Source organism: Streptomyces luteogriseus (assembly GCF_014205055.1).
Taxonomy (GTDB): Bacteria; Actinomycetota; Actinomycetes; order Streptomycetales; family Streptomycetaceae; genus Streptomyces; species Streptomyces luteogriseus.
This window is the reverse complement of the sequence record NZ_JACHMS010000001.1, coordinates 940,445-964,847: the sequence shown is the minus strand read 5'-3', so window position 1 is coordinate 964,847 and position 24,403 is coordinate 940,445. Positions and strand designations below refer to the sequence as shown.

At 71.8% G+C, this 24,403-nt stretch carries 20 protein-coding genes; 8 read left to right on the top strand and 12 right to left on the bottom strand.

Annotation, left to right across the window (positions count from 1 at the left end):
* Positions 1 to 23 precede the first annotated feature (23 nt).
* Positions 24 to 1,838: a glycoside hydrolase family 15 protein gene (locus BJ965_RS04400; protein ID WP_184907441.1), complete on the top strand. Its 1,815-nt coding sequence runs from the start codon at positions 24 to 26 to the stop codon at positions 1,836 to 1,838.
* A gap of 21 nt (positions 1,839 to 1,859) precedes the next feature.
* Here the strand turns inward: BJ965_RS04400 and BJ965_RS04395 are convergent, their stop codons facing one another.
* From BJ965_RS04395 to iolC, 8 genes are all read right to left on the bottom strand, one after another.
* Positions 1,860 to 5,006 carry an EAL domain-containing protein gene (locus BJ965_RS04395; protein ID WP_313666713.1) on the bottom strand — a complete coding sequence of 1,049 codons (3,147 nt, stop codon included), beginning with the start codon at positions 5,004 to 5,006 and terminating at the stop codon, positions 1,860 to 1,862.
* 6 nt (positions 5,007 to 5,012) lie between these two features.
* Complete coding sequence (gene galE / locus BJ965_RS04390) at positions 5,013 to 6,110, bottom strand: UDP-glucose 4-epimerase GalE (RefSeq protein WP_184907440.1); 1,098 nt, start codon at positions 6,108 to 6,110, stop codon at positions 5,013 to 5,015.
* A gap of 85 nt (positions 6,111 to 6,195) precedes the next feature.
* Positions 6,196 to 6,981, bottom strand: a complete 786-nt coding sequence (locus BJ965_RS04385; RefSeq protein ID WP_184907439.1) for a GntR family transcriptional regulator — start codon at positions 6,979 to 6,981, stop codon at positions 6,196 to 6,198.
* A 21-nt stretch (positions 6,982 to 7,002) separates the two neighbouring features.
* Positions 7,003 to 8,496 carry a CoA-acylating methylmalonate-semialdehyde dehydrogenase gene (locus BJ965_RS04380; protein ID WP_184916758.1) on the bottom strand — a complete coding sequence of 498 codons (1,494 nt, stop codon included), beginning with the start codon at positions 8,494 to 8,496 and terminating at the stop codon, positions 7,003 to 7,005.
* A 42-nt stretch (positions 8,497 to 8,538) separates the two neighbouring features.
* A complete protein-coding gene (iolD, locus tag BJ965_RS04375; RefSeq protein WP_184907438.1) occupies positions 8,539 to 10,413 on the bottom strand; it encodes a 3D-(3,5/4)-trihydroxycyclohexane-1,2-dione acylhydrolase (decyclizing) in 1,875 nt (624 codons plus the stop codon).
* Complete coding sequence (gene iolB, locus BJ965_RS04370) at positions 10,410 to 11,303, bottom strand: 5-deoxy-glucuronate isomerase (protein WP_184907437.1); 894 nt, start codon at positions 11,301 to 11,303, stop codon at positions 10,410 to 10,412. The genes iolD and iolB overlap by 4 nt, the downstream gene beginning before the upstream one ends.
* Positions 11,304 to 11,316: 13 nt before the next feature.
* Positions 11,317 to 12,195, bottom strand: a complete 879-nt coding sequence (locus tag BJ965_RS04365; RefSeq protein WP_184907436.1) for a Cgl0159 family (beta/alpha)8-fold protein — start codon at positions 12,193 to 12,195, stop codon at positions 11,317 to 11,319.
* A gap of 13 nt (positions 12,196 to 12,208) precedes the next feature.
* Positions 12,209 to 13,186, bottom strand: coding sequence for a 5-dehydro-2-deoxygluconokinase (gene iolC, locus BJ965_RS04360; RefSeq protein WP_184907435.1), 978 nt, complete (start codon positions 13,184 to 13,186; stop codon positions 12,209 to 12,211).
* Positions 13,187 to 13,508: 322 nt separating this feature from the next.
* Between iolC and BJ965_RS04355 the strand changes: the two genes are divergently transcribed.
* The 5 genes from BJ965_RS04355 to BJ965_RS04335 are packed head-to-tail and all read left to right on the top strand — an operon-like array spanning position 13,509 to position 18,463.
* Complete coding sequence (locus BJ965_RS04355; RefSeq protein ID WP_030840685.1) at positions 13,509 to 14,528, top strand: sugar ABC transporter substrate-binding protein; 1,020 nt, start codon at positions 13,509 to 13,511, stop codon at positions 14,526 to 14,528.
* Entirely contained in the window at positions 14,528 to 15,604 is a 1,077-nt protein-coding gene (locus tag BJ965_RS04350; RefSeq protein WP_184907434.1) for an ABC transporter permease, read from the top strand. The genes BJ965_RS04355 and BJ965_RS04350 overlap by 1 nt, the downstream gene beginning before the upstream one ends.
* Positions 15,605 to 15,609: 5 nt before the next feature.
* Positions 15,610 to 16,521 (top strand): ATP-binding cassette domain-containing protein, encoded by a 912-nt coding sequence (locus BJ965_RS04345; RefSeq protein WP_184907433.1) that lies wholly within the window; start codon positions 15,610 to 15,612, stop codon positions 16,519 to 16,521.
* A 1-nt stretch (position 16,522) separates the two neighbouring features.
* A complete protein-coding gene (locus tag BJ965_RS04340; protein WP_184907432.1) occupies positions 16,523 to 17,425 on the top strand; it encodes a sugar phosphate isomerase/epimerase family protein in 903 nt (300 codons plus the stop codon).
* 18 nt (positions 17,426 to 17,443) lie between these two features.
* On the top strand, positions 17,444 to 18,463 hold the full coding sequence (locus BJ965_RS04335; protein ID WP_184907431.1) for a Gfo/Idh/MocA family protein: 1,020 nt from the start codon (positions 17,444 to 17,446) through the stop codon (positions 18,461 to 18,463).
* Positions 18,464 to 18,502: 39 nt separating this feature from the next.
* On the opposite strand, the gene BJ965_RS04330 is transcribed toward BJ965_RS04335, so the two are convergent.
* The 4 genes from BJ965_RS04330 to BJ965_RS04315 are packed head-to-tail and all read right to left on the bottom strand — an operon-like array spanning position 18,503 to position 22,509.
* A complete protein-coding gene (locus BJ965_RS04330) occupies positions 18,503 to 19,519 on the bottom strand; it encodes a Gfo/Idh/MocA family protein (RefSeq protein ID WP_184907430.1) in 1,017 nt (338 codons plus the stop codon).
* Entirely contained in the window at positions 19,516 to 20,520 is a 1,005-nt protein-coding gene (locus BJ965_RS04325; RefSeq protein ID WP_184907429.1) for a Gfo/Idh/MocA family protein, read from the bottom strand. The genes BJ965_RS04330 and BJ965_RS04325 overlap by 4 nt, the downstream gene beginning before the upstream one ends.
* Positions 20,521 to 20,566: 46 nt before the next feature.
* Positions 20,567 to 21,343: an SDR family oxidoreductase gene (locus tag BJ965_RS04320; protein WP_184907428.1), complete on the bottom strand. Its 777-nt coding sequence runs from the start codon at positions 21,341 to 21,343 to the stop codon at positions 20,567 to 20,569.
* Positions 21,344 to 21,351: 8 nt separating this feature from the next.
* On the bottom strand, positions 21,352 to 22,509 hold the full coding sequence (locus tag BJ965_RS04315; RefSeq protein WP_184907427.1) for a phytanoyl-CoA dioxygenase family protein: 1,158 nt from the start codon (positions 22,507 to 22,509) through the stop codon (positions 21,352 to 21,354).
* Between the two features lie 108 nt (positions 22,510 to 22,617).
* Here BJ965_RS04315 and BJ965_RS04310 point away from each other — a divergent pair, with 108 nt between their 5' ends.
* A complete protein-coding gene (locus tag BJ965_RS04310) occupies positions 22,618 to 23,649 on the top strand; it encodes a LacI family DNA-binding transcriptional regulator (protein ID WP_184907426.1) in 1,032 nt (343 codons plus the stop codon).
* A gap of 63 nt (positions 23,650 to 23,712) precedes the next feature.
* Entirely contained in the window at positions 23,713 to 24,324 is a 612-nt protein-coding gene (locus tag BJ965_RS04305; protein WP_184907425.1) for a TMEM175 family protein, read from the top strand.
* Positions 24,325 to 24,403 lie beyond the last annotated feature (79 nt).

Genomic DNA, 24,403 nt, shown 5'->3' with positions numbered 1-24,403 from the left:
CATGACGGCGTAGTCCCGAGATCATGAATGCACCCATCGAGGATTACGCCCTCATCAGCGATCTGGAGACGGCCGCCATGGTCGGCCGGGACGGGTCGGTCGACTGGCTCTGCCTGCCCCGTTTCGACTCCCCCGCCTGCCTGGCGGCCCTGCTGGGCACCGAGGACAACGGGCGCTGGCTTCTCGCCCCCGTGTCCGGCGGCCGGTGCACCCGCCGCTCCTACCGGCCCGACACGCTGGTCCTGGACTCCGTCTGGGAGACACCCACGGGCACGGTGCGGGTCACGGACCTCATGCCGCCGCGTGCCGACGTGCCGTGCATCGTCCGCCTGGTCGAGGGTCTGTCCGGCACGGTGGACCTGCGCAGCGAACTGCGCCTGCGCTTCCATCAGGGCCGCGTCGTGCCCTGGGTCCGGGAGGTCGGCCACTGCACCGTCGCGGTCGCCGGCCCGGACGCCGTCTGGCTCGGCTGCGACGGGCACGTGCGCGACCGGGGCGACGAGGATGCCAGCGTCTGGGAGTTCACCGTGACGGCGGGGCGCCGACTGGGCCTCACCCTCGGGTGGACGCCGTCCTACCGGTCCGTGCCCCCCTCGCCCATGTCCGTCCCGGCGGAGACCGCGGTGAAGGAGACCGCCGACTTCTGGCGGCGCTGGGCCGCCCGGTGCCGCTACCAGGGGCCGTGGCGGGACGCCGTGACGCGGTCCCTCATCACCCTCAAGGCCCTCACCTACGCCCCCACGGGCGCCATCGTCGCCGCCCCCACCACCTCCCTGCCCGGCCGCATCGGCGGCGGGAACAACTGGGACTACCGCTTCTGCTGGCTGCGCGACTCCTCCCGGACCCTGTCCTGTCTGCTGCGCAGCGGCTACCGCGACGAGGCCACCGCCTGGCTGGACTGGCTGGTGCGAGCCGTCGCCGGCGACCCCGCCGATCTCCAGACGGTCTACGGCCTCAAGGGGCAGCGGCTGCTGCCGGAGACCGAGGCGCCCTGGCTGCCGGGCTACGAGGACTCACAGCCCGTGCGGTTCGGCACCTCGGCGGTGAGCACCTTCCAGCTGGACGTCTACGGCGAGATCATGGACACCCTGTGGCTCTCGCTGCGCGCCGGGATCCCGATGCCCGCCCATGTGTGGGACCTGGTCGAGTCGCTCATGGGGTTTTTGCTGCGGCACTGGCGCGAACCGGACCAGGGGCTGTGGCAGGAGCACGGGGCACGGCGGCAGTTCGTGCACTCCAAGGTCATGACGTGGGTGGCCGCCGATCGTGCCGTGCGCATGGGCGAGCTGCTCGGGCGCAACGGCTCCTCCGGGGAATGGCGGGCGATGCGGGACGAGGTGCACCGGCAGGTGTGCCGGGAGGGCTGGGACACCGCCCAGCGCACCTTCGTGCAGTCCTACGGTGCGCCCGGCCTCGACGCCGCCTCGCTCCTCATCCCCCGGGTCGGGTTCCTGCCCGCCCACGACGAGCGGGTGCGCGGTACCGTGCGGGCCCTGGCCCGCCTCGGGCACGGCGGGTTCGTCCGCCGCTTCACGCCGGACGACACCCGGCCCGAGGCCGCGGACGGCGCCGAGGGCACGTTCGTGTCCTGCTCCCTGTGGTACGCCGACGCCCTCGCCGCCACGGGGCACCGGCTACAGGCCCGGGAGGCCTTCGAACGGGTCCTCGCCGTCCGTAACGACGTCGGGCTGCTGGCCGAGCAGTGGGACCCGGACGCGGGCCGCCAGCTGGGCAACGCGCCCAAGGCGTTCAGCCATATCGCGCTGGTGGAGACGGCGTTCGGCCTGTCGGCGGCCTCCGATTGGAACCGCCCCGGGCCCGGAGCCGGCCGGCGCTGAGGCCGGTGCCCGGGCCGGCCCTCAGCCGTTCTTCCGGCCGCCGTTGTTGCGTTCCCACAGCACCGCCTCGCCCTGCTCCAGAGTCATCGGCCGGGCGAAGAGGAAGCCCTGTCCGTACCGGCAGCCGATGTCCGCCAGCAGTTCCCGCTGCGGCTGGTTCTCGATGCCCTCGGCGATCACCTGGAGGCCGAGCGTGTCGGCGAGATGCACGATGCCCTCGACCAGGGCGACCTGCTGGGGGTCGTGCGGGATGCCGTCGATGAAGGACTTGTCGATCTTGAGGACGTCGATGGGGAAGTCCCGGAGGTAGCGCAGCGAGGAGAACCCGGTGCCGAAGTCGTCGACCGCGATGCGCACCCCGCGCTCCTTCAGGGCGTGCAGCTGTGCGTCGATCTGGTCGGTCCGCTGCATGAGCACCGACTCGGTGAGCTCCAGCTGCAGCGTGCCCGCGGCGAGACCGGTGGCGTCCAGAGCGGTGCACACCTCGTCCAGGAAGTTCGTGTCCCGCCACTGGCGCGTGGACACGTTCACGCTGAGGTACGGCGGGTCGAGCTGCGGTGTGCGGTGCTGGAGCCGGGCGATGTCGGCCGTGGACGTGCGCAGCACCCAGGCGCCGAGCGCCGAGATGTGCCCGGTCTCCTCGGCGAGCGGGATGAACTGGCCCGGCGGGACCGGATCGGGCCCCAGCTCGGGCCATCTGGCCAGGGCCTCGAAGCCCACGACGCGGCCCGCGGCGATGTCCACGACCGGCTGGTACCGCAGTCCGAACTCTTCCCTGCTGACCGCCCGGTCCAGCCGCACCTGCAAGGCGTGGCGCTCCACGACACGGATCCGCTGCTGGGGCTGGAACCGACGCCAGGTGCGCTTGCCGGACGCCTTCGCGGCGTAGAGGGCGAGGTCGGCGAGCGCGAGCAGTTCCCCCGCGTCCGTGCTGTCCTTGGCGGTGGCCACGCCCACGCTGGCCGAGACGCTCACCGACTCCACCGCCAGGTGGAACGGCCGGCTCAGCGTCCGGACCACGTGCGCGGCCAGCACTTCGGCGTCCATGGGCTGCTCCGCGTCCTCGATCAGCACGGCGAACTCGTCGCCGCCGAGCCGGGCGGCGGTGTCGGTGCGCCGCAACGTCCCCGACAGTCGCTCGGCAACGGCGCACAGCAGCCGGTCGCCCACCGAGTGACCGAGCGTGTCGTTGACGATCTTGAAGTCGTCCAGGTCGATGAAGAGCAGGCAGGTGGTCGTCGACTCCCGGTGGCCGCGGCGCAGCGCGCGTTCGGTCCGCTCCAGCAGCAGCGTGCGGTTGGGCAGGCCGGTCAGGGAGTCGTGGAAGGCCCGCTGGGTGAGTTCGTGCTCCAGCTGCCGTTGCTCGGTGACGTCCCGCAGGGTGACGACCAGGCCGCCCACGGTCGGGTCCTGCCGCAGGTCCCGGCAGCGCACCTCCACCTCGATGTCGGCCGTGTCCCGGGACACCCGCCAGTGGTCGTGCGCTTCCTGCCACCCGTCGCCGCGCAGGGCCGTCAACGTGTGGACGACCCGGTCCCGCTCCCGGGCGTCCACCAGATCGGGCAGCCGCGTCCCCGTGAGTTCGGTGCGGCCGAACACGGTCGGCGCGGACGGGCTGGCATAGCGGACGGTGGTGTCGTCGTTGACGATGAGGATGACGTCCGAGGCGTTGTGCACCAGGGTGCGGAAGTAGGCCTCGCTCTCCTTGCGGATGACCTCCCGCCGCAGCACGATGCGTTCCGTCGTGAGCCCCGCGTGCGAGGTGAGCAGCTCCAAAGCACCGCGCATCTCGGCGAGTTGCCGCTCGGAGCCGGCCGCCAGCAGTGCTCCCGGAAGCTCGCCGCCGGCCGGCTGCTCGGAGTGGACCATGGGGCAGAGCAGGGCGGCCGGCAGCTTGCCGAGCCGGGCGGCGAGCTCTGGTCCCAGCGCGGCGGACGGGACGATGACCGTCTGGCCGCGGGCCGCCGCGGGATCCCCGCGTCCCGCGGGACCCCCGTCCCCGGTCCAGGCGAGGCAGCGCTCCAGCCGGGCGTACAGCTCCCGGGCCTCGCCGGCCGACAGCAGAAGGGTCACGTGCCGGCCCTGCGGTCCGAACAGGGACGTGACCGCGGTGTCACAGGCCCGCGCGATCTCCTCCGGCCAGACGGCCCCCATCAAGGAGGCGGCCGCGGTGCGCAGGGCCAGCTCCCGGGTTATGGCCCGGCGATGCGCGACGACCATCAGGGCGAGCCGGAAGATCACCAGCAGGAACAGCGCGCCGGAGAACGCGGCCAGCACCGTCGCGTCGTAGTCCAGGCCGTCGCTCTCCTCGTGAGCGAGGATCACGGGCGGTACCAGGGTCGCGGTGGCGAGCAGCAGCAGCCGCCGCCGGGGCGGCAGCAGGGACTGGGGCGGCGAGTCCGGGGCGGTCAGCCGGGCCATCGAGGGGTGCAGCGCGGCCAGGCCCCAGGCGGTGCAGAAGGCGATGCCCCCGATGGCCGGCAGGGTGCCCGCCTGCCAGGAGCCGTTGAGCCGGAGGACGCCGAGGGCGATGTCGAAGCCGAGCAGGGTGAGCGCGCCCAGGACGAGCAACCGGGCAGCCCGGTTGGTGCCCGGGGAGGGGCACCGCGAGAGCAGCCGGATCAGCAGGGCCAGCACCAGGATGCTCCCGAGCGGACAGGCGACACTGATCGCGCGCTGCTGCCAGGTCAGCCCCTCCGCCCGGGCCAGCGGCTGCACCAGGTAGACCCACACCGGCAGCGCGAGCCCGCCGGTGATGACCAGGCCGTCGAGCAGTCCGGGCAGGTCACGGCCCGTCCAGCGGTAGTGCAGCAGACCGGACAGGCCCAGGGCGAACAACGGGTACACGGCGAGGTGGCAGGCGTCCGCCCAGGACGGGAACGGGTGCGGCGCGGAGAAGTACGTCTCCTGCGCCTGGGCGAAGGTTCCGCCCGCGGTGAAGGCCAGCAGCCCGGCGGCGAGGAACAGCCACGGGCCGGGCCGAGGGGGGTGGTGGACCCGCACTCCGGTCAGGACGGCCGCGACTCCCGCCAGCCCGACGAGGGCCCACAGCGGCGTGCGCAGGACGGGAACGGACAGGTACACGACGGTCAGGATCCCGGCCGACGCGAGGTAACCGGCCGCCAGGCGCCGGGCCGGGCCGCCTCTGCCGCTCGGCGGGGGCCGCACGGCGGCCTACTCCTCGGTCTCCGGCGGCCGCGCGGTGTCCGTGTAACCGTGCGGGTTGTGCCGCTGGAAGCGCCAGGCGTCCCGGCACACGTCTGCGAGATCCCTGGTGGGGCGCCAGCCCCAGGCACGGTTCACGGCCGTCGCGTCGGCGACGAGCTCGGCGACGTCCCCGGGGCGGCGGGGCCCGACCTCGTACGGGATGGGCCTGCCGGAGGCCCGGGAGAACAAGTCGACCACGTCGAGGACCGAACGGCCCGCGCCCGCACCCAGGTTGAACACCTGCATGCCCGGCGCGTCGATCAGATGGTCCAGTGCCACACGGTGTGCTTCCACGACGTCCATCACATGCAGGTAGTCCCGGATCCCGGTGCCGTCGCGGGTCGGGTAGTCGTCGCCGTGGACGGTGAGCTTCTCGCGCCGGCCGACCGCCACCTGGGCGACGTACGGCATCAGGTTCTGCGGTGTGTGGCGCGGCTCCTCGCCGAGGAGTCCGCTCGGGTGGGCCCCGGCCGGGATGGGATAGCGCAGGCACAGCACGGCGTACTCGGGGTGACGGCGGCAGACGTCCGCGAGGATCTGCTCGCAGATCCACTTGGAGGCCGCGTACGGGGTGCCGGGGCGGACGGGGGTGGTCTCGTCGAGCGGTCCCCCGCCCGCGTCGCCGTAGACCCAGCAGGAGGACGGGTAGACCAGCCGGTGCACCCCGTGCTCGTGCATGGTCCGCAGCAGGGCGGTGGTGCCGCCCACGTTGGTGTCGTAGTACGCAACGGGCATCCGTGTCGACAGGCCCCCCGCCTTGTGCGCGGCAAAGTGCACGACGGCGTCCACAGAGTGTCGGTCGAAGACGGCCGAGAGGGCGTGCCGATCACGGATGTCCAGCTCGTACACGGCGCCGACGAAGCGGCCGGCGATCCGTTCCACCCGGGCGAACACCTGGGGTGTGCTGTTGGAGTAGTCGTCGACCACGATCACCTCGTAACCGTGGTCCAGCAGTTCCACGCAGGTGTGGCTGCCGATGAAACCGGCTCCGCCGGTCACAAGGACGGTCGAGGGGGCCCATGAGGGTCCTCCTCGAGCGGTCGGCAACTGGTTCTTGCGGGCCATGCCATGACTCCCGCTTCGGGTGCGGTCGAAGCACCGTATGTTTACGGTGTATATGTACGACTCTGCACCCGACCCTCGAGTCCGGTCAAGGCCGGACCAGCAACTGGAAGTCGAACGTGTACAGCGAGGCCCGGTAGATGTGCGTTCCGTACTCGACCGGGCGCCCCGTGTCGTCGTACGCCGTCCGCTGCATCGTCAGCAGTGCCGCCCCCTCCCGCTCGTCCAGGCGGAACGCCTCCTCGGCGGTGGCCGCCCGGGCGCCGATCGTCTGGCGGGCGCTGTGCAGGGTGATGCCCGCCGAGCGCATCATGCGGTACAGGCCGGTCGACTCCAGGCGGGCGCCGTCCAGATCCAGCAGGGACACCGGCAGGTGGTTGCGGAGCAGCGCCACCGGCCGGCCGTGGGTGCGGCGCAGCCGGTCCAGGACGGTCACCTCGCCGCCCTCCGGCACACCGAGCGCGGCGGCCACGTCGCAGGAGGCAGGGACGACCTCGTTGCGCACGACCTCGGTGGTCGGCGCCTGCCCGGCCGTCTCCAGGTCGTCGTAGAGGCTGCTCAGCTCCAGCGGTCGTCTGACCTGGCTGTGCACCACCTGCGTGCCCACCCCGCGCCGCCGGACCAGCAGCCCCTTGTCGACGAGGGACTGGATGGCCTGGCGGACGGTGGGGCGGGACAGGCCGAGGCGCACGGACAGGTCGACCTCGTTGCCCAGGAGGTTCCCCGGGGCGAGGATCCCGTGCTCGATCGCCGCCTCCAGCTGCTGCGCGAGCTGGTGGTAGAGCGGCACGGGGCTGCCCCGGTCCAGGGCGAAGTCCAGCGAGCCGAGTGCGGCGGTGGCCGTGGGTCGGGCCCGGTCACCTGTCTTCGCCATGGACGAACCCCCCTTCGGGTGTCAGGAGTTGCTCGGGAAACCGAGGTTGATGCCGCCGTCGGACGGGTCCGGCCAGCGGGTGGTGATGACCTTGCCCTGCGTGTAGAAGGCGATGCCGTCGTTGCCGTAGATGTGCAGGTCGCCGAAGAGGGAGTCCTTCCAGCCGCCGAAGGAGTGGTAGCCGACGGGGACCGGGATCGGGACGTTGACGCCGACCATGCCGGCCTTGACCTCCAGCTGGAAGCGCCGGGCCGCGCCGCCGTCCCGGGTGAAGATCGCGGTGCCGTTGCCCCAGCGGGAGGAGTTGATCAGCTGGATGGCCTCCTCGTACGTCTCCGCCCGGACGACCGCCAGCACCGGGCCGAAGATCTCGTCCCGGTACGCGTCCGCCGTGAGCGGCACCCGGTCCAGCAGCGAGACACCGAGGAAGAAACCGTCCTCGTGGCCGTCGACCGAGAAGCCCGTGCCGTCGACCACGACCTCGGCGCCCTGCTCGGCGGCCGACGCCACGTACGACGCCACCTTGTCGCGGTGTTCGCGCGTGATCAGCGGGCCCATCTCGGAGGCCGGGTCGTTGCCGGGGCCGATCTTCAGGTTCTTCGCCCGCGCGGCGATCTTGCCGACCAGCTCGTCGCCGATGTCGCCGACGGCCACGACCACCGACACGGCCATGCAGCGCTCGCCCGCCGAGCCGTACGCGGCGTTGATCGCCTGGTCGGCGGCGAGTTCGAGATCGGCGTCGGGCAGCACCAGCATGTGGTTCTTGGCGCCGCCGAGGGCCTGCACCCGCTTGCCGTGCTCGACGGCCTTGAGCTGGATGTACTTGGCGATCGGCGTCGAGCCGACGAAGGACACCGCCTCGACGTCCGGGTGCTCCAGGAGGCGGTCCACGGCCGTCTTGTCGCCCTGCACGATGTTCAGGACGCCCTCCGGCAGGCCCGCCTCGGTGGCCAGCTCGGCCAGCCGGAAGGAGGCCGACGGGTCCTTCTCCGACGGCTTCAGCACGAAGGTGTTGCCGCAGGCGATCGCCAGCGGGAACATCCACATCGGCACCATCGCCGGGAAGTTGAACGGCGTGATGCCCGCGACCACGCCCAGCGGCTGGCGGATCGAGGCGACGTCGACCCGGGTGGAGACCTGGGTGGACAGCTCGCCCTTGAGCTGGACGGAGATCCCGCAGGCCAGCTCCACGATCTCCATGCCGCGCGCGACCTCACCGAGCGCGTCGGAGTGCACCTTGCCGTGCTCGGCGGTGATCAGCTCGGCGATCTCGTCGCGGTGGGCGTCGAGCAGCTCGCGGTACTTGAACAGGATCGCCGTGCGCTTGGCCAGGGAGGACTCGCCCCAGCTCGCGAAGGCGGCCTTGGCGGAGGCGACCGCGGCATCGACCTCGTCGACGGACGCGAACGCGACCTGCTTCTCCTGGGCACCGGTCGCCGGGTCGTAGACGGGGCCGAAGCGGCCGGAGGTGCCCTCGACGGGCTTGCCGTCGATCCAGTGGGTGATGGTCTTCATGGTGCGCACGGGCCTTTCGTGGAGCCTGGGTTCAGGGGGAGTTCAGAGGTGGCGGCGGCGGTCCGCGACCTGGCGGTCGTAGCGCTCGCGGGCCTCGACGGCCGCCTCGCGCGAGGCGGTCTCGGCCACCGGCACGTCCCACCAGGCCTCGGCCGGGGGAGCGGTGGCCGCCGGGTCGGTCTCGACGTACACACACGTCGGCCGGTCGGAGGCGCGGGCCGCGGCCAGCGCCTCGCGCAGCTCGCGCACCGTCTTGGCGCGCAGCACGTCCATGCCGAGGCTGGCCGCGTTGGCGGCGAGGTCGACGGGCAGCGGGGCGCCGGTGAACGTGCCGTCGGCGGCCCGGAAGCGGTAGGCGGTGCCGAACCGCTCGCCGCCGGTCTCCTCCGACAGGCCCCCGATGGAGGCGTAGCCGTGGTTCTGGAGGAGGACGATGTTGACCGGAAGGCCCTCCTGGACGGCGGTGACGATCTCCGTCGGCATCATCAGGTAGGTGCCGTCGCCGACCAGCGCCCACACCGGGGTGCCCGGAGCGGCCTGCTGGACGCCGATGCCGGCCGGGATCTCGTAGCCCATGCAGGAGTAGCCGTACTCCAGGTGGTACTGGCGCGGGCTGCGGGAGCGCCACAGCTTGTGCAGGTCGCCGGGGAGCGAACCGGCCGCGTTGATCACCACGTCGTCGTCGTCGACGACCGCGTCCAGCGCGCCGAGCACCTGCGTCTGGGTCGGCGCCGCGTTCTCGTCGCCGGCCCGGTAGGCGGCCTCGACGACCTCGTCCCAGCGGTCCTTGCCGGCGCGGTACTCGGCCTCGTACGCGCCGGACACGCGGTGCCCGGCCAGCGCCTCGGCCAGCCTCTCCAGACCGGACCGCGCGTCGCACACCAGCGTCCGCGCGGCCAGCTTGTGCGCGTCGAAGCCGGTGATGTTGAGGTTGAGGAACCGCACGTCCGGGTGCTGGAAGAGAGTGCCGGAGGCGGTGGTGAAGTCGGTGTGGCGGGTGCCGACGCCGATCACCAGGTCGGCGGTGCGGGCGAGCGCGTCGCTGACCGCGGTGCCGGTGTGGCCGATGCCGCCGAGGTCGGCGGGGTGGTCGTGGCGCAGCGAGCCCTTTCCGGCCTGGGTGGAGGCGACCGGGATGCCGGTGGCCTCCACGAACGCCTTCAGGGCCTCCTCCGCCTCGCTGTGGTGCACGCCGCCGCCCGCCACGATCAGCGGCCGCTCGGCCGACCTGATCGCCTCGACGGCGGCCGCCAGTTCCACCGGGTCCGGCTCGGGACGCCGTACGTACCAGACCCGCTCGGCGAAGAACTCCTCCGGCCAGTCGTACGCCTCCGCCTGCACGTCCTGCGGCAGGGCGAGGGTGACGGCGCCGGTCTCGGCCGGGTCGGCCAGCACCCGCATGGCCTGGAGCGCCGCGGGGATCAGCGCCTCGGGGCGGGTGATCCGGTCGAAGTACCTCGACACCGGGCGCAGTGTGTCGTTGACCGACACATCGGCCTCGACGGGGTGCTCCAGCTGCTGGAGCAGCGGGTCGGGGGCGTGCGAGGCGAAGTAGTCGCCGGGCAGGAGGAGCACCGGCAGCCGGTTGATCGTCGCCAGGGCGGCACCGGTGACCAGGTTGGTGGCGCCCGGGCCGATCGAGGTCGTCACCGCCTGCGCGGACAGACGGTCGAGCTGCCGGGCGTAACCGACGGCCGCGTGCACCATGGACTGCTCGTTGCGGCCCTGGTGGAACGGCATGACGTGCTCGCCGGCCTCCAGGAGCGCCTGGCCGACCCCGGCGACGTTGCCATGGCCGAAGATGCCCCAGGTCCCGGCGATCAGCCGGCGGCGCACGCCGTCGCGCTCGGTGTACTGGACGGACAGGAACCGGACCAGCGCCTGGGCGGTCGTCAGTCTGCGGGTGGGGGCGCTCATACGGAGGTCTCCGGGGCGGTGTAGAGGGGGAGCCGGGGGTCGACCGGCTGGTCCGGCCAGGTGTCGCGGACCCAGGCGTGGTCGGGGTGGTCGCAGATCAGCCAGGCGCGCTCGGCCTCCGGGCCCGCCATGACGTTGAGGTAGTACATGTGGTGGCCGGGCGTGGCCATGGACGGCCCGTGCCAGCCGTCCGGGATGAGGACGACGTCGCCGTCGCGCACCTCCGCCAGCACGTCGGTGTCCCGGCCCGGTCCGGACGGGGAGACGCGCTGGTAGCCGAGGCCGGGGATGCCGTCGTGGCCGGCGAACTCGAAGTAGTAGATCTCCTCCAGCACGGACTCCTCGCCGGGCCGGTGCTCGTCGTGCTTGTGCGGCGGGAACGACGACCAGTTGCCGCCCGGGGTGATCACCTCGACCGCGATGAGCTTGTCGCACTCGAAGACCCCGGCGGCGCCGAAGTTGTTGACCTGCCGGGAGCAGTTCCCGGTGCCCCGCAGCTCGACGGGCACCTCGGACGCCGGGCCGTAGCGGGCGGGCAGCCGGCGGGTGCAGCGCGCGCCGGTCAGCGCGAAGCGGCCGCCGCCGGCCGACGTCACCGTCGCGCGGGCGTCGCGCGGCACGTACGCGAAGTCGCTGACGCCGCTGAACACGTCGGGGCGGCCGTTCAGCTCGAAGGTCTCCTGGCCGAAGTCGTCCGCGGCGGCGACCGTGCAGCCGCCGCTCAGCGGGACGACGATCCACTCGCTGTCACCGGTGGCGAAGGAGTGCGTGCCGCCGGGCGGCAGTTCCAGGACCCGCAGGCCGGCGTGGCCCCAGCCGGCCTTCTCGGGCGTGACGTCGACGGTGTAGGGGCCGCCGAGCGTCTTGCCGACGGGAAGGTGGTACGTCATTGCATCCTCCGGATCACAGCAGACCGACGGCCGTGTCCACGGCCTCTTCCACGCTGCCCCCGGCCGGGTAGAGCAGCGACCGCCCGACGACCATGCCCTGGACGGTGGGCAGCCGCAGGGCCTTGCGCCAGCGTTCGTAGGCGCCCTCCTGGTCCTCGCCCACCTCGCCGCCGAGCAGCACGACCGGGAGGGTGGAGGTCTCCAGCACCTCGGCCATGTCGTCCGGGTCGTCGGTGACGGGCAGCTTCAGCCAGGTGTAGGCGGAGGTGCCGCCGAGGCCGGAGGCTATGGCGACGGACCGGGTGACGGCCTCGGCGGACAGGTCGTTGCGGACCGTGCCGTCGACCCGCCGGGAGATGAACGGCTCGACGAACAGGGGCAGTCGCCGCTCCGCCATGGCGTCGATCGCCCGCGCGGTGGACTCCAGCGTGGTCAGCGAGCCCGGGTCGTCGTAGTCGATGCGGAGCAGGAGCTTGCCCGCGTCGAAGCGGAGCCGGGCGATGTCCTCGGCGCGGTGGCCGGTGAAGCGGTCGTCCATCTCGAAGGACGCTCCGGCCAGGCCGCCGCGGTTCATGGAGCCCATGACAACCTTGTCGTCGAGGACGCCGAGGAGCAGGAGGTCCTCCAGGATGTCGGCGGTGGCGAGCACCCCGTCGACGCCGGGTCGCGACAGCGCGGTGCACAGCCGCTCCAGCAGGTCCGCGCGGTTGGCCATGGCCAGGCGCCGGTCGCCGATCCCGAGGGCGCCGCGCGCCGGGTGGTCGGCGGCCACGATCATCATCCGGCCGCTGTCGCCGATCAGCGGGCGGCGCACCCGGCGGGCGGCCGCTTCGGCGACCGCCTCGGGGTTCCGGGCTCTGACCGTGGTGAGGTCGGGGATGCCGATGTTCAAGGAAGGCTCCGTTTCAGTGGCTCGTGCTCGGCGACGGCACCCCGGCGAGGAGGTCCGCGACCTCGGACTCGGTGGGCATCGCGGAGGAGCAGGCGAGGCGCGAGGCGACGAGGGCGCCGGCGGCGTTGGCGTGGCGCATGGTCCGCTCCAGGTCCCAGCCGGCGAGCAGACCGTGGCAGAGCGAGCCGCCGAAGGCGTCCCCCGCGCCCAGGCCGTTGACCACCTCGACGGGCACCGGCGGCACCTCGGCCCGGGTGCCGTCGCGGTGCACGGCCAGGACGCCCTTGGGCCCCTGCTTGACGACGGCCAGCTCCACGCCGGCCTCCAGCAGCGCGTCCGCGCAGGCCTGCGGCTCGCGTACACCGGTGGCGATCTCGCACTCGTCGAGGTTGCCGACGGCGACCGTGGCGTGGCGCAGGGCCTCGCGGTAGTACGGGCGGGCCTCCTCGGGGTCGCGCCAGAACATCGGGCGCCAGTCGAGGTCGAAGACGGTGGTGCCGGCCTTGTCGCGGGCCTTGAGGGCGGCGAGCGTGGCGGAGCGGCTGGGCTCCTCGCTCAGGCCGGTGCCGGTGATCCAGAAGATCCGGGCCCCGCGGATGGCGAAGAAGTCCAGCTCGTCGGTGTGGATCTCCAGGTCCGGGGCCTTGGGGCGGCGGTAGAAGTACAGCGGGAAGTCGTCCGGCGGGAAGATCTCGCAGAACGTGACCGGCGTCGGGTACGCGCCGACCGGGGTGACCCAGCGGTCGTCGACGCCGAAGCCCTTCAGCTCCTCGTGCAGGTAGGTGCCGAAGGGGTCGTCGCCGGTGCGTGTGATCACCGCCGTACGGCGTCCCAGGCGGGCCGCGGCGACCGCCACATTGGCCGCCGAACCTCCCAGGAATTTCCCGAAGGTCTCCACTTCGGCCAGGGGGACCCCGGTCTGCAGGGGGTAGAGGTCGACCCCGATGCGGCCCATCGTGATCACATCGAAATACTGGGCTGGCTCGGCCATGCGCGACCTCCTCGGGAAGCTGGGGATGCGGGTCCTGGGCCGCCCTGCCACGGTGGGGGCGTGGATCCACGGGACCTGCCGCCTCCCAGGTGTAGGTCTCGGAGGGCGGTGCTGTCAATAGTTTGTACTTACATTCGGACCTGCTCGTGAAATGATGTCTTGACAAAGTATTGACAGCGGGCGCGGCAGGGACTTGTATCCCGTGCCATCGCAACAGTCGGTTTGCGGCATCATGATCCGGACTCCGTAAGGCTCCGGGACCACGGATCCCTTCGTGATCCCTTCCTTTCCCCCGCAGTAGCACAGTGAGGTGCCAGGAAAGATGGACCGCTCTTCTCACCCCCGCTCTCGCAGGTTCGCGCCCGTCGTCGCCGTGGCCGCGGCAGCGGCCCTGACCCTCGCCGGCTGCTCCAGCAGTTCCGGAGGCAAGAAGTCCGAGGAAGGCGCGGCGGACGCCTCGGCGGGCAAGGCGACCACGCCGCGCATGACCGTCGCCCTGGTCACGCACCAGGCGCCCGGCGACACCTTCTGGGACACCGTCCGCAAGGGCGCCGAGGCCGCGGCCGCCAAGGACAACATCAAGCTCGTCTACTCCGCCGACCCGAACGCGGGCAACCAGGCCAACCTGGTCCAGAACGCCATCGATCAGAAGGTCGACGGCATCGCCGTCACCCTCGCCAAGCCGGACGCCCTCAAGGGCGTCATAGGCAAGGCCGAGAAGTCCGGCATACCCGTGGTCGGACTCAACTCCGGCCTGAGCGACTGGAAGAACCTCAACCTGCTGGAGTTCTTCGGCCAGGACGAGTCCGTCGCGGGCGAGGCCTTCGGCAAGAAGCTCAACGAGGTCGGCGCCAAGCACGCGCTCTGCGTCGTGCAGGAGCAGGGCAACGTGGGTCTCACCCAGCGCTGCGACGGCGTGGAGAAGACCTTCGACGGCAAGCTCGACACCCAGAACGTCAACGGCACCGACATGCCGTCCGTGAAGTCGACGATCACCGCCAAGCTGAAGCAGGACCCGTCCATCGACTACGTCGTCACGCTCGGCGCGCCCTTCGCGCTGACCGCCGTGCAGTCGATCGGCGACGCCGGCAGCAAGGCGAAGGTCGCCACCTTCGACCTCAACAAGGACCTCATCAAGGCCGTCAAGAGCGGCGACATCCAGTTCGCGGTGGACCAGCAGCCCTACCTCCAGGGGTACCTGGCCGTCGACGGCCTGTGGCTCTACAAGAACAACGGCAACTACAGCGGTGGCGGTGAGCAGCCCGTGCTGACCGGTCCGGCCTTCGTCGACAAGTCCAACGTCGACAAGATCGGGGAGTTCGCCGCGAAGGGCACCCGGTGATGAGCATGACCCAGCATGCCGAGCCGGCGGTGGACACACCGCCGGCCCCCGGCCGCAAGCAGTCCGACGGCCGGACGCGGCAGCGCCCGCTGGCGCTGCGGCTGCTCGCCCGGCCCGAGGTCGGTGTCTTCCTCGGCGCCGTCGCGGTGCTCGTGTTCTTCCTGTTCGCGGCACCGCCGGTGCGCGACGGCAGCTCGATGGCGAACATCCTGTACCAGTCGTCGACCATCGGGATCATGGCGCTGCCCGTGGCCCTGCTGATGATCGGCGGCGAGTTCGACCTGTCCGCCGGTGTCGCCGTGATCACCTCGGCGCTGACCGCGTCGATGCTCAGCTACCAGCTGACCATGAACGTCTGGGTCGGCGTGATCGTCGCCCTGCTGGTGTCGCTCGCGATCGGCGCGTTCAACGGCTGGCTGCTGGTGAAGACCGGCCTGCCGAGCTTCCTGGTCACCCTGGGCACCTTCCTGATCCTCCAAGGCGTGAACCTCGCGATCACCAAGCTGGTCACGGGCAACGTGGCCACCGACGACATCAGCGACATGGACGGCTTCACGCAGGCGCAGAAGCTCTTCGCCTCGACGTTCACCGTCGGCGGGGTCAACGTCAAGATCACCGTGGTGTGGTGGCTGGCCTTCGCGGCCCTGGCGACCTGGGTGCTGCTGCGCACCAAGTACGGCAACTGGATCTTCGCCGTCGGCGGCAACAAGGACTCGGCGCGTGCCGTCGGTGTCCCGGTGACCTTCACCAAGATCTCGCTGTTCATGCTGGTCGGCTTCGGCGCCTGGTTCGTCGGCATGCACCAGCTGTTCTCCTTCAACACGGTGCAGTCCGGCGAGGGTGTGGGCCAGGAGCTCATCTACATCGCCGCGGCCGTCATCGGCGGCTGTCTGCTCACCGGTGGCTACGGTTCCGCGATCGGCCCGGTCTTCGGTGCCTTCATGTTCGGCATGGTGCAGCAGGGCATCGTCTACGCCGGCTGGAACCCGGACTGGTTCAAGGCCTTCCTCGGCGTGATGCTTCTCGGCGCCGTCCTCATCAATCTGTGGGTCCAGCGCACGGCGACCCGGAGGTGACCGCGATGACCAGCAAAGAAACGGGCACCCACGGTGCCGTCCTGAAGGACACCCCGCCCGCCGACGAGCGTCCCCTGGTGGAACTGCGGGACGCGGGCAAGTCCTACGGCAACATCCGCGCCCTGCACGGCGTGAGCCTCGAAGTGCACCCCGGCAGGGTGACCTGCGTCCTCGGTGACAACGGCGCCGGCAAGTCCACCCTCATCAAGATCATCTCCGGGCTGCACCAGCACACCGAGGGCGAGTTCCTCGTCGACGGCGAACCGGTGCGCTTCTCCACCCCGCGCGAGGCCCTCGACAAGGGCATCGCCACCGTCTACCAGGACCTCGCGGTCGTCCCGCTGATGCCGGTGTGGCGCAACTTCTTCCTCGGCTCCGAGATGACCAAGGGCCCCTGGCCCGTGCGCCGTCTCGACATCGAGACGATGAAGAGGACCGCGGACGAGGAACTGCGCAACATGGGCATCGTCCTGGACGACCTGGAGCAGCCCATCGGCACGCTCTCCGGCGGCCAGCGCCAGTGTGTCGCCATCGCCCGCGCCGTCTACTTCGGCGCCCGCGTCCTCATCCTGGACGAGCCGACCGCCGCCCTCGGCGTCAAGCAGTCCGGTGTGGTGCTCAAGTACATCGCCGCCGCCCGCGAGAAGGGCCTCGGCGTCATCTTCATCACCCACAACCCCCACCACGCCTACATGGTCGGCGACCATTTCAGCGTGCTGCGCCTCGGCACCATGGAACTGTCCGCCTCCCGCAGCGACGTCAGCCTCGAAGAACTGACCAACCACATGGCCGGCGGAACCGAACTGGCCTCCCTCAAGCACGAGTTGGCGCAGGTCCGCGGCGTCGACGTCGAGGAGCTCCCCGAAGAGGGGGACCTCACCGCTCCCGTAGCCACGTCCTCGGAAGGAAAGTCCTGACATGGCCCACGCGCTCGACCGCATCCGGGTCGGCTCCGCCCCCGACTCCTGGGGCGTCTGGTTCCCCGACGACCCCCAGCAGGTGCCCTGGGAACGCTTCCTCGACGAGGTCGCCGAGGCCGGCTACTCCTGGATCGAACTCGGCCCGTACGGCTACCTCCCGACGGACCCGGCCCGGCTCACCGACGAGGTGGCCAAGCGGAACCTGAAGGTCTCCGCCGGCACCATCTTCTGCGGACTGCACCGCGGCCCCTCCGAGTGGGACTCCACCTGGGAGCAGGTCAGCAACGTCGCCGCGCTCACCCAGGCCATGGACGCGGGGCACCTCGTCGTCATCCCGTCCTTCTGGCGCGACGACAAGACCGCGGAGATCCTGGAGGCGCCGGAGCTCACCACCGAGCAGTGGCGCAACCTCACCACGGGCATGGAGCGTCTCGGCCGCGAGGTGAAGGACAAGTACGGCCTGGACATCGTCGTCCACCCGCACGCCGACACCCACATCGACACCGAGGCGCACGTCGAGCGGTTCCTCGACTCGACCGACTCCGACGCCGTCAACCTCTGCCTGGACACCGGGCACTACGCCTACTGCGGCGGCGACAGCGTCAAGCTGATCGAGACCTACGGCGAGCGCATCGGCTATCTGCACCTCAAGCAGGTCGACCCGGAGATCCTCGCCGACGTCGTCAAGAACGAGGTCCCGTTCGGCCCCGCCGTCGCCCGCGGCGTGATGTGCGAACCGCCCGCCGGTGTCCCGGAGCTGGGCCCCGTCCTCACGGCCGCCCAGAAGCTCGGCGTGGACCTCTTCGCCATCGTCGAGCAGGACATGTACCCCTGTGAGCCGGACAAGCCGCTGCCGATCGCGGTGCGCACCCGCAAGTTCCTGAGGTCCTGCGGCGCCTGACGACCCGAAAGGACGGCCATGACGGAGCGTGCCCCTCTGGGAGTCGCGGTCATCGGTACCGGAAGGATGGGCGCCGACCATGTGCGCCGCATCCACGAAGTCACCAGCGGAGCACGGGTGGCGGCCGTCGTGGACGTCGACGCGGAGCGCGCGAAGGCCGTCGCCGCCCGTGTCGACGGCTGCACCGCCCACACCGACCCGGCTGCCGCGATGGCTGCGCCCGGCGTGGACGCCGTCCTGATCGCCTCCCCGGGCCCGGCCCACGAGGCCGCCCTCCTCGCCGCCTTCGAGCACGATCTGCCCGTCCTGTGCGAGAAGCCGCTCACCCCCGACGCGGCCTCCGCGCTGCGCGTCCTCGAAGCCGAACAGCGACTCGGCCACCGCCGGGTCCAGGTCGGCTTCATGCGCCGCTACGACCCCGAGTACGCCAAGCTGAAGGCCCTGCTGGCGACGGGTCAGCTGGGCCGTCCGCTCATGCTGCACAACCGGCACCGCAACGTCGCCAGCCCGCCCTTCTTCACCAGCTCCATGCTGATCAGCGACTCCGTCGCCCACGAGGCCGACGTGACCCGCTGGCTGCTCGGCCACGAGATCACCGCCGTCACGGTGCTGCGCCCCACCCCCTCGGCCAGCGCCCCGGACGCTCTGCAGGACCCCCAGTTCGTCGTCTTCGAGACCGACGGCGGTGCCCTCAGCGACGTCGAGATCTTCGTCAACTGCGGGTTCGGCTACCAGGTCCAGGCCGAGGTCGTCTGCGAACGCGGCACCGCCCGCATCGGCGACGGCCACGCCCTGGTCACCAACATGGCCGGCCGCTGGGGCGGCACCATCGCCCAGGACTGGACCGAACGCTTCGAGACGGCCTACGACCAGGAGATCCAGACCTGGGTCGACGCCACCCGCCGCGGTGAGGTCACTGGCCCGAGCACCTGGGACGGCTACGCCGCGGCGGCGGTGTGCGAGGCGGGGGTACGGGCGCTGGAGGACGGCGGCCGGGTCGAGGTCGAACTCGTCGAGAGACCCGCTCTGTACGCGTGAAAGGGCCCGGGGGCGACCCCCGGGCCCTTTCGGCGTGCCTCAGATCCTGGTACGCGGCCGGGTCTCGAAGCCGGCCTTCAGGTAACAGGCGTCGATCAGCTCCATCGTCGTCACCGCGTCGTCCGCGTCCAGCGGCAGCGGCGCACCGCCGCGCACCCGGGCGGCGAACGCCTCCAACTGGTACGTGTACGACGAGCGGGGGCCGAGGTGCTCCGTCCGTTCGCCCCGCGCGGTGCGGATCACGATGCGGTCGTCCAACTGGGGCAGGACGAAGTTCGGGGCCGTCGCCTCGCCCCGCGAGCCGATGATCCGGATGCCCATGTCCAGGCCGTCGTGGGCCATGTGGCAGCGGGCCGAGCCCGTCGCGCCGCCCGGATACTCCAGATCGGCGTCCAGCCACTCGTCGACCCCGGCCGCGCCCGCGCGCTCTCCGGCCCGGGCCGCGGCCAGGCGCGGGGCGCCGCCCGCCCAGGGGGCGAGCATCCGCAGCGCGTGCAGGCCGTAGCAGCCGAGGTCCATCAGGGCGCCGCCGGCCAGCGGCAGCGACCAGCGCGGGTCGGTGTCCGGCGGCGCGGCGATGGCGACCACGGCCTCGACATGGCGCAGTTCGCCGAGTTCGCCCGAGGCCAGCAGCTCGTGGAGGCGCCGGGTGACCGGGTGGAAGAGGTAGTGGAAGGCCTCCATGAAGACCGTCCCGGCCCGCTCGGCGGCCTGCCGTACCTCGGCCGCCTCCGCGGCGTTGCTCGCCGACGGCTTCTCCGACAGCACGTGCTTGCCGGCCGCGAGGGCGGCCAGGTTCCACGGGCCGTGCAGGCCGTTGGCGAGCGGGTTGTAGACGACCTCGACCTCGGGGTCGGCGATGAGGTCGGCGTACGACGACGCCACCCGCTCCACACCGTGCCCGGCGGCGAACGCCTCGGCGCGGTCGCGGTCGCGGGCGGCCACCGCGACGAGGCGGTGGCCGGTCGCCCGGGCCGGGGCGATCAGGGAGCGTTCGGTGATCCGCGCGGCTCCCAGCACACCTATGCGCAGGGGTTCCCGGCCCGTCTCGCTCATGCCTGCCGTACCTCCTCGATCGTCACGGGACGGTGCTCGTGCAGGGACAGGGTGCACGCGTCGGCGATCCAGCCCGCCTCCAGGGCGTCCTCGATCGTGCAGGGGGAGGGGCGGGTGCCGGCGACGACCTCGGTGAACGCGGTCAGTTCGGCGCGGTAGGCGTCGGTGAAGCGGTCCATGAAGAAGTCGTGCGGCGTGCCCGCCGGGAAGGTCACCCCGGGCTCGACGGAGCGCAGCGGCAGCTTGTCCTCCAGGCCGACGGCGATGGAGTCCTGGAAGCCGTGGATCTCCATGCGGACGTCGTAACCCCGGGCGTTGTGGCGGGAGTTGGACACGACCGCGAGGGTGCCGTCGTCCAGGGTGAGGATCGCGCCGGTGGTGTCGGCGTCGCCGGCCTCCTCGATGAAGTCGGCGCCCCGGTTGCCGCCGACGGCGTACACCTCCCTGACCTCGCGGCCGGTCACCCAGCGGATGATGTCGAAGTCGTGCACCGAGCAGTCGCGGAAGATGCCCCCGGAGGCGGCGATGTACGCGGCCGGCGGGGGCGCCGGGTCCAGAGTGGTCGAGCGGACCGTGTGCAGCGTGCCGAGCTCACCGCTCTGCACGGCGGCCCGGGCGTTGACGAACCCGGCGTCGAAACGGCGGTTGTAGCCGATCTGGATCGGCACGTCCCGGCCGCGGACGGCCTTGAGCACCTCGACACCCTCGGCCATGGTCCGGGCGACGGGCTTCTCGCAGAAGACGGGGACACCGGCCTCGACACCGGCCAGGATCAGCGCCGGGTGGGCGTCCGTGGCGGCCGCGACGACGATGCCGTCCACTCCGGCGGCCAGCAGCGCCTCCGGCGAGTCCACGACGTCCGCCCCGAACCGCTCGGCGGCGGCCTTGGCGGCGTCCGCGAACGGGTCGGTGACGACGAGGGAGTCGACGGCGTCGAGTCCGGAGAGGGTCTCGGCGTGGAAGGCGCCGATGCGGCCGAGGCCGAGGATTCCGATACGCATGGGGGTGTTGCTCCTAGATGGGGGGAGGGTTTCTTGCGGAGAGTTGTCAGTCCAGTCCACCGAGGACGTTCTGGTCCCAGTCGATCACCGACCCGGTGACCACCCCGGACCGGTCCGACAGCAGGAAGACCACGAAGTCGGCGATCTCGTCCGGCTGCCCCAGCTTGCCCATCGGCAGCTTCGCGGCGGCCTCCTCGCGCCAGTCGTCCCCCGCCCCGTGGAAGGCCTTCTGCGTGGCGTCCTCGCCCTCCGTCGCGGTCCAGCCGATGTTCAGGCCGTTGATCCGGACCCGGTCCCACCGGTGGGCGTGCGCGGCGTTGCGGGTCAGGCCGATCAGCCCGGCCTTGGCGGCGACGTACGGCGCCAGGAACGGCTGCCCGCCGTGCGCCGACGACGTGATGATGTTGACGATCGTGCCGGGCGCCTCGCGCCCCACCATGTCCGCGACCACCGCCTGCATCGCGAAGAACGGGCCCTTGAGGTTGATCCCGATGTGCTGGTCGAACAGCTCGGGCGTGGTGTCCAGCAGCGTCCCCCGGGACGTCAGGCCGGCGGAGTTCACCAGGCAGTCGACCCGGCCGTACGTCTGCACGACCCGGGCCACGGAGGCCTTGGCCTGCTCGGCGTCCGACAGGTCGGCCCGGACGTACAACGCCTTGCCGCCGACGGCGGTCAGCTCCTCCACCAGCGCCTCGCCGGGTTCCGGGCGCCGCCCGGTGACGGCCACGACCGCCCCCTCGCGGACCGCGGCCCGCGCGATGGCCGCGCCGACCCCCTGACTGCCGCCGTTGACCAGGACGACCTTGTCGTCGAGAAGTCCCATCGAGTTCCTCAGCTCTCTCGCCGTTCGGCACCGGCCCGCAGCTCCGCCCGGAGCGCCTCCGGCGTCCATTCCTCGCGCAGCGCGCGCCGCATCAGATCCGCCTGCGAGGGCGGGGCCAGGCCCTCGACCGGCGGGTCGCTGTCGAGGTTGGTGGGGAAGGGGTAGCCCTCGGCGCTCGCCGCGATCACGTGCTCCAGCCACGCCTGGTCGGCGCCTTCGGCCTTGCGCTTGAGCAGAGCCGGATACACCGCGTTGGCCACCGCCTCCCGGTCCACCGTCTCCATGGCACGCCCGAACGCGGACGACACCTGCAGCAGGTTGGCCATACGCCGGATGTCCGCGGAGCGGTTGGTGCCGGCCGCGTGGAAGAGGGCCGGGTTGAAGAACACCGCGTCGCCCTTGGCGAGCGGCAGCTGCACCTGGTGCGCCTCGAAGTACGCCCGGAACTCCGGGAGCCGCCAGGCGAGGTAGCCCGGCTCGTACTTCTGCGAGTGCGGCAGGTACATCGTCGGCCCGGACTCCACGGGCATGTCGCAGTGTGCGACCGCGCCCTGGAGCGTCAGCACGGGGGAGAGGCGGTGCACCTGCGCCGGGTAGGCGGCGGCGGCCTCGTTCGACAGGAAGCCAAGGTGGTAGTCCCGGTGCGCGGTCTGGGCGGCGCCGCCCGGGTTGACCACGTTGAGCTGGGAGGTCACCTGGTAGCCGGGTCCGAGCCAGGCGGTCGCCATCAGGGCCAGGATGTCGTTCGCGTAGTAGTCGGCGAACGCCTCCGGGTCGTAGAGGGCCGCCTTCTCCAGCGCGTTCCAGACCCGGTCGTTGGCGCCCGGTCTGGCGAAGTGGTCACCGGCCTCGGCACCCGAGGCGCGCTGCTCGGCGATCAGCGCCTCGAACACCTCGGTGGCCCGGTCCACGACCTCCGGGTCGGGGAAGGCACCGCGGAAGACCACGATGCCGGGCCCGTCGGCGAGCGCCCGCACCAGCTCGGCCTGGATCACCCGGTCGCCCTCGAGCAGGCCGCAGTCGTAGACGAGCACGTTCCGCTCCACGGCACTGGCGTGCGGATAGTCGGCGGGGTCGGTGGCCTGCTCGACCAGCGCGCGGAACGCGTCGAGATCGCAGTCCTGTTCGGACAGCCAGGCACGGCGGTGGACGGAAGTGAAGGACATCGTCGTCCCTTCGGGGTCACGGAGCGACGCAGCCCTGTCATTCTTGTCAGTACAAACCCCTCGAACAACCAGCAGCGAGCCATCAAAAACCCCTCAAGGAGCCGGCGCATGGGCCACCCGTTCCCGATCCGGGAGATCGCACGTCAGGCGGGCCTGAGCGAGGCGACCGTCGACCGGGTGCTGAACGGCAGGGGAGGCGTGCGTGAGAGCACCGCACGCGAGGTCCGCCAGGCCATCGCCGACCTCGACCGGCAGCGCACCCAGGTGCGCCTCGTCGGCCGGACCTTCATGGTCGACATCGTGATGCAGGCACCCGAGCGGTTCACCACGGCGATCCGCTCCGCCCTGGAGGCCGAGCTGCCGTCGCTGCGTCCGGCGGTGCTCCGTTCCCGCTTCCACTTCCGCGAGACGGGCCCGGCGGGGGAACTGGTGCGGATCCTGGACCGGATCGCCCGGCGCGGCTCGCAGGGCGTGATCCTCAAGGCCCCGGACGTCCCCGAGGTCACCGCCGCGGTCGGCCGGCTCGAAGCCGCCGGCGTCCCGGTCGTGACGCTGGTGACCGACCTGCCCGCCAGCGCCCGCCGCGCCTACGTCGGCATAGACGACCGGGCGGCGGGTGCGACGGCCGCGTACCTGATGGGCCAGTGGCTGGGGGAGCGCCCGGGCAACATCCTCACCAGCCTCAGCAGCGGCTTCTTCCGCAACGAGGAGGAGCGCGAGATGGGCTTCCGCAGCGCCATGCGCGCCCGGCACCCCGAGCGCACGCTGGTCGAGATCGCCGAGGGGCAGGGGCTGGACGCCACCCAGTACGACCTCGTCCGGGCCGCGCTGGAACGCGACCCCGGCATCCGCGCGGTGTACTCGATCGGCGGCGGCAACATCGCCACGCTGCGCGCCTTCGACGACCTCGGCCGCGACTGCGCGGTGTTCGTCGCGCACGACCTCGACCACGACAACACCCGTCTGCTGCGCGAGCACCGGCTGTCCGCCGTGCTCCACCACGACCTGCGCCAGGACGTGCGCGAGGCCTGCCACACCGTCATGCGCGCCCACGACGCGCTGCCGCCGGCGGGCCCGACCCTGCCGTCGGCGATCCAGGTGGTGACGCCGTACAACATGCCCCCGCAGGCGGCCGTGTGATCCGTGGGGGATGCCGGGCGTGGGTCCGGGGGGAGACCCGCGCCTCCCCCTACCGTCGGGCGCATGTGGACCTCGCGCCCGGACGGCGGCCCCGAGCGGTTGGTGACCCTGGTCGACGGTGTGTTCGCCATCGCCATCACCCTGCTCGTCCTGGACCTCTCCGTGCCCCGGGAGCTGGACCCCGACGCCTACCGCAGGGCCTTGGGGGAGCTGATCCCGGACCTCGGGGCCTACGCGTTGAGCGTCGCGGTGCTGGGGAGTTTCTGGCGTGACCACCGGCGGATCTTCCAGGACGTCCGGGAGATCGACGGCCAGGTGATCGGCATCTCGATGGTCGGGCTCGGTGTCGCGGCCCTCGTGCCCTTTCCGACCCGGCTGCTCGCCGAGTACGGGGCGCAGTCCGTGTCGGTCGCCGTCTACGCGGGCGCCGTCGCCGCGCTGGGCGCCTGCCATCTCGGGGTGGCAGCCGTCCTGGCGAGGCGCCCCTGGCTGCGCCACGACCGGCCCTCCGAGGCGGCGACCACGCTCTACCTCATCGACAGCGCCACCTCGGTGGTGGTCTTCCTCGCCACCGTCCCGCTGGTCATGGTGACGGGCCCAAGGATCATGTGGCTGTGGCTCGTCCTCGTGCCGGTGAAGGTCTATCTGGGCCGAAGGCTCCATCGCCCGGGCTGAGGGCGGGGGCCGGGCCCGAGACCGAGCCCGAACCGTGCAGGGCCCCAGGCCGAGCCCGGGCCGGTGCCGGCCCGAGACC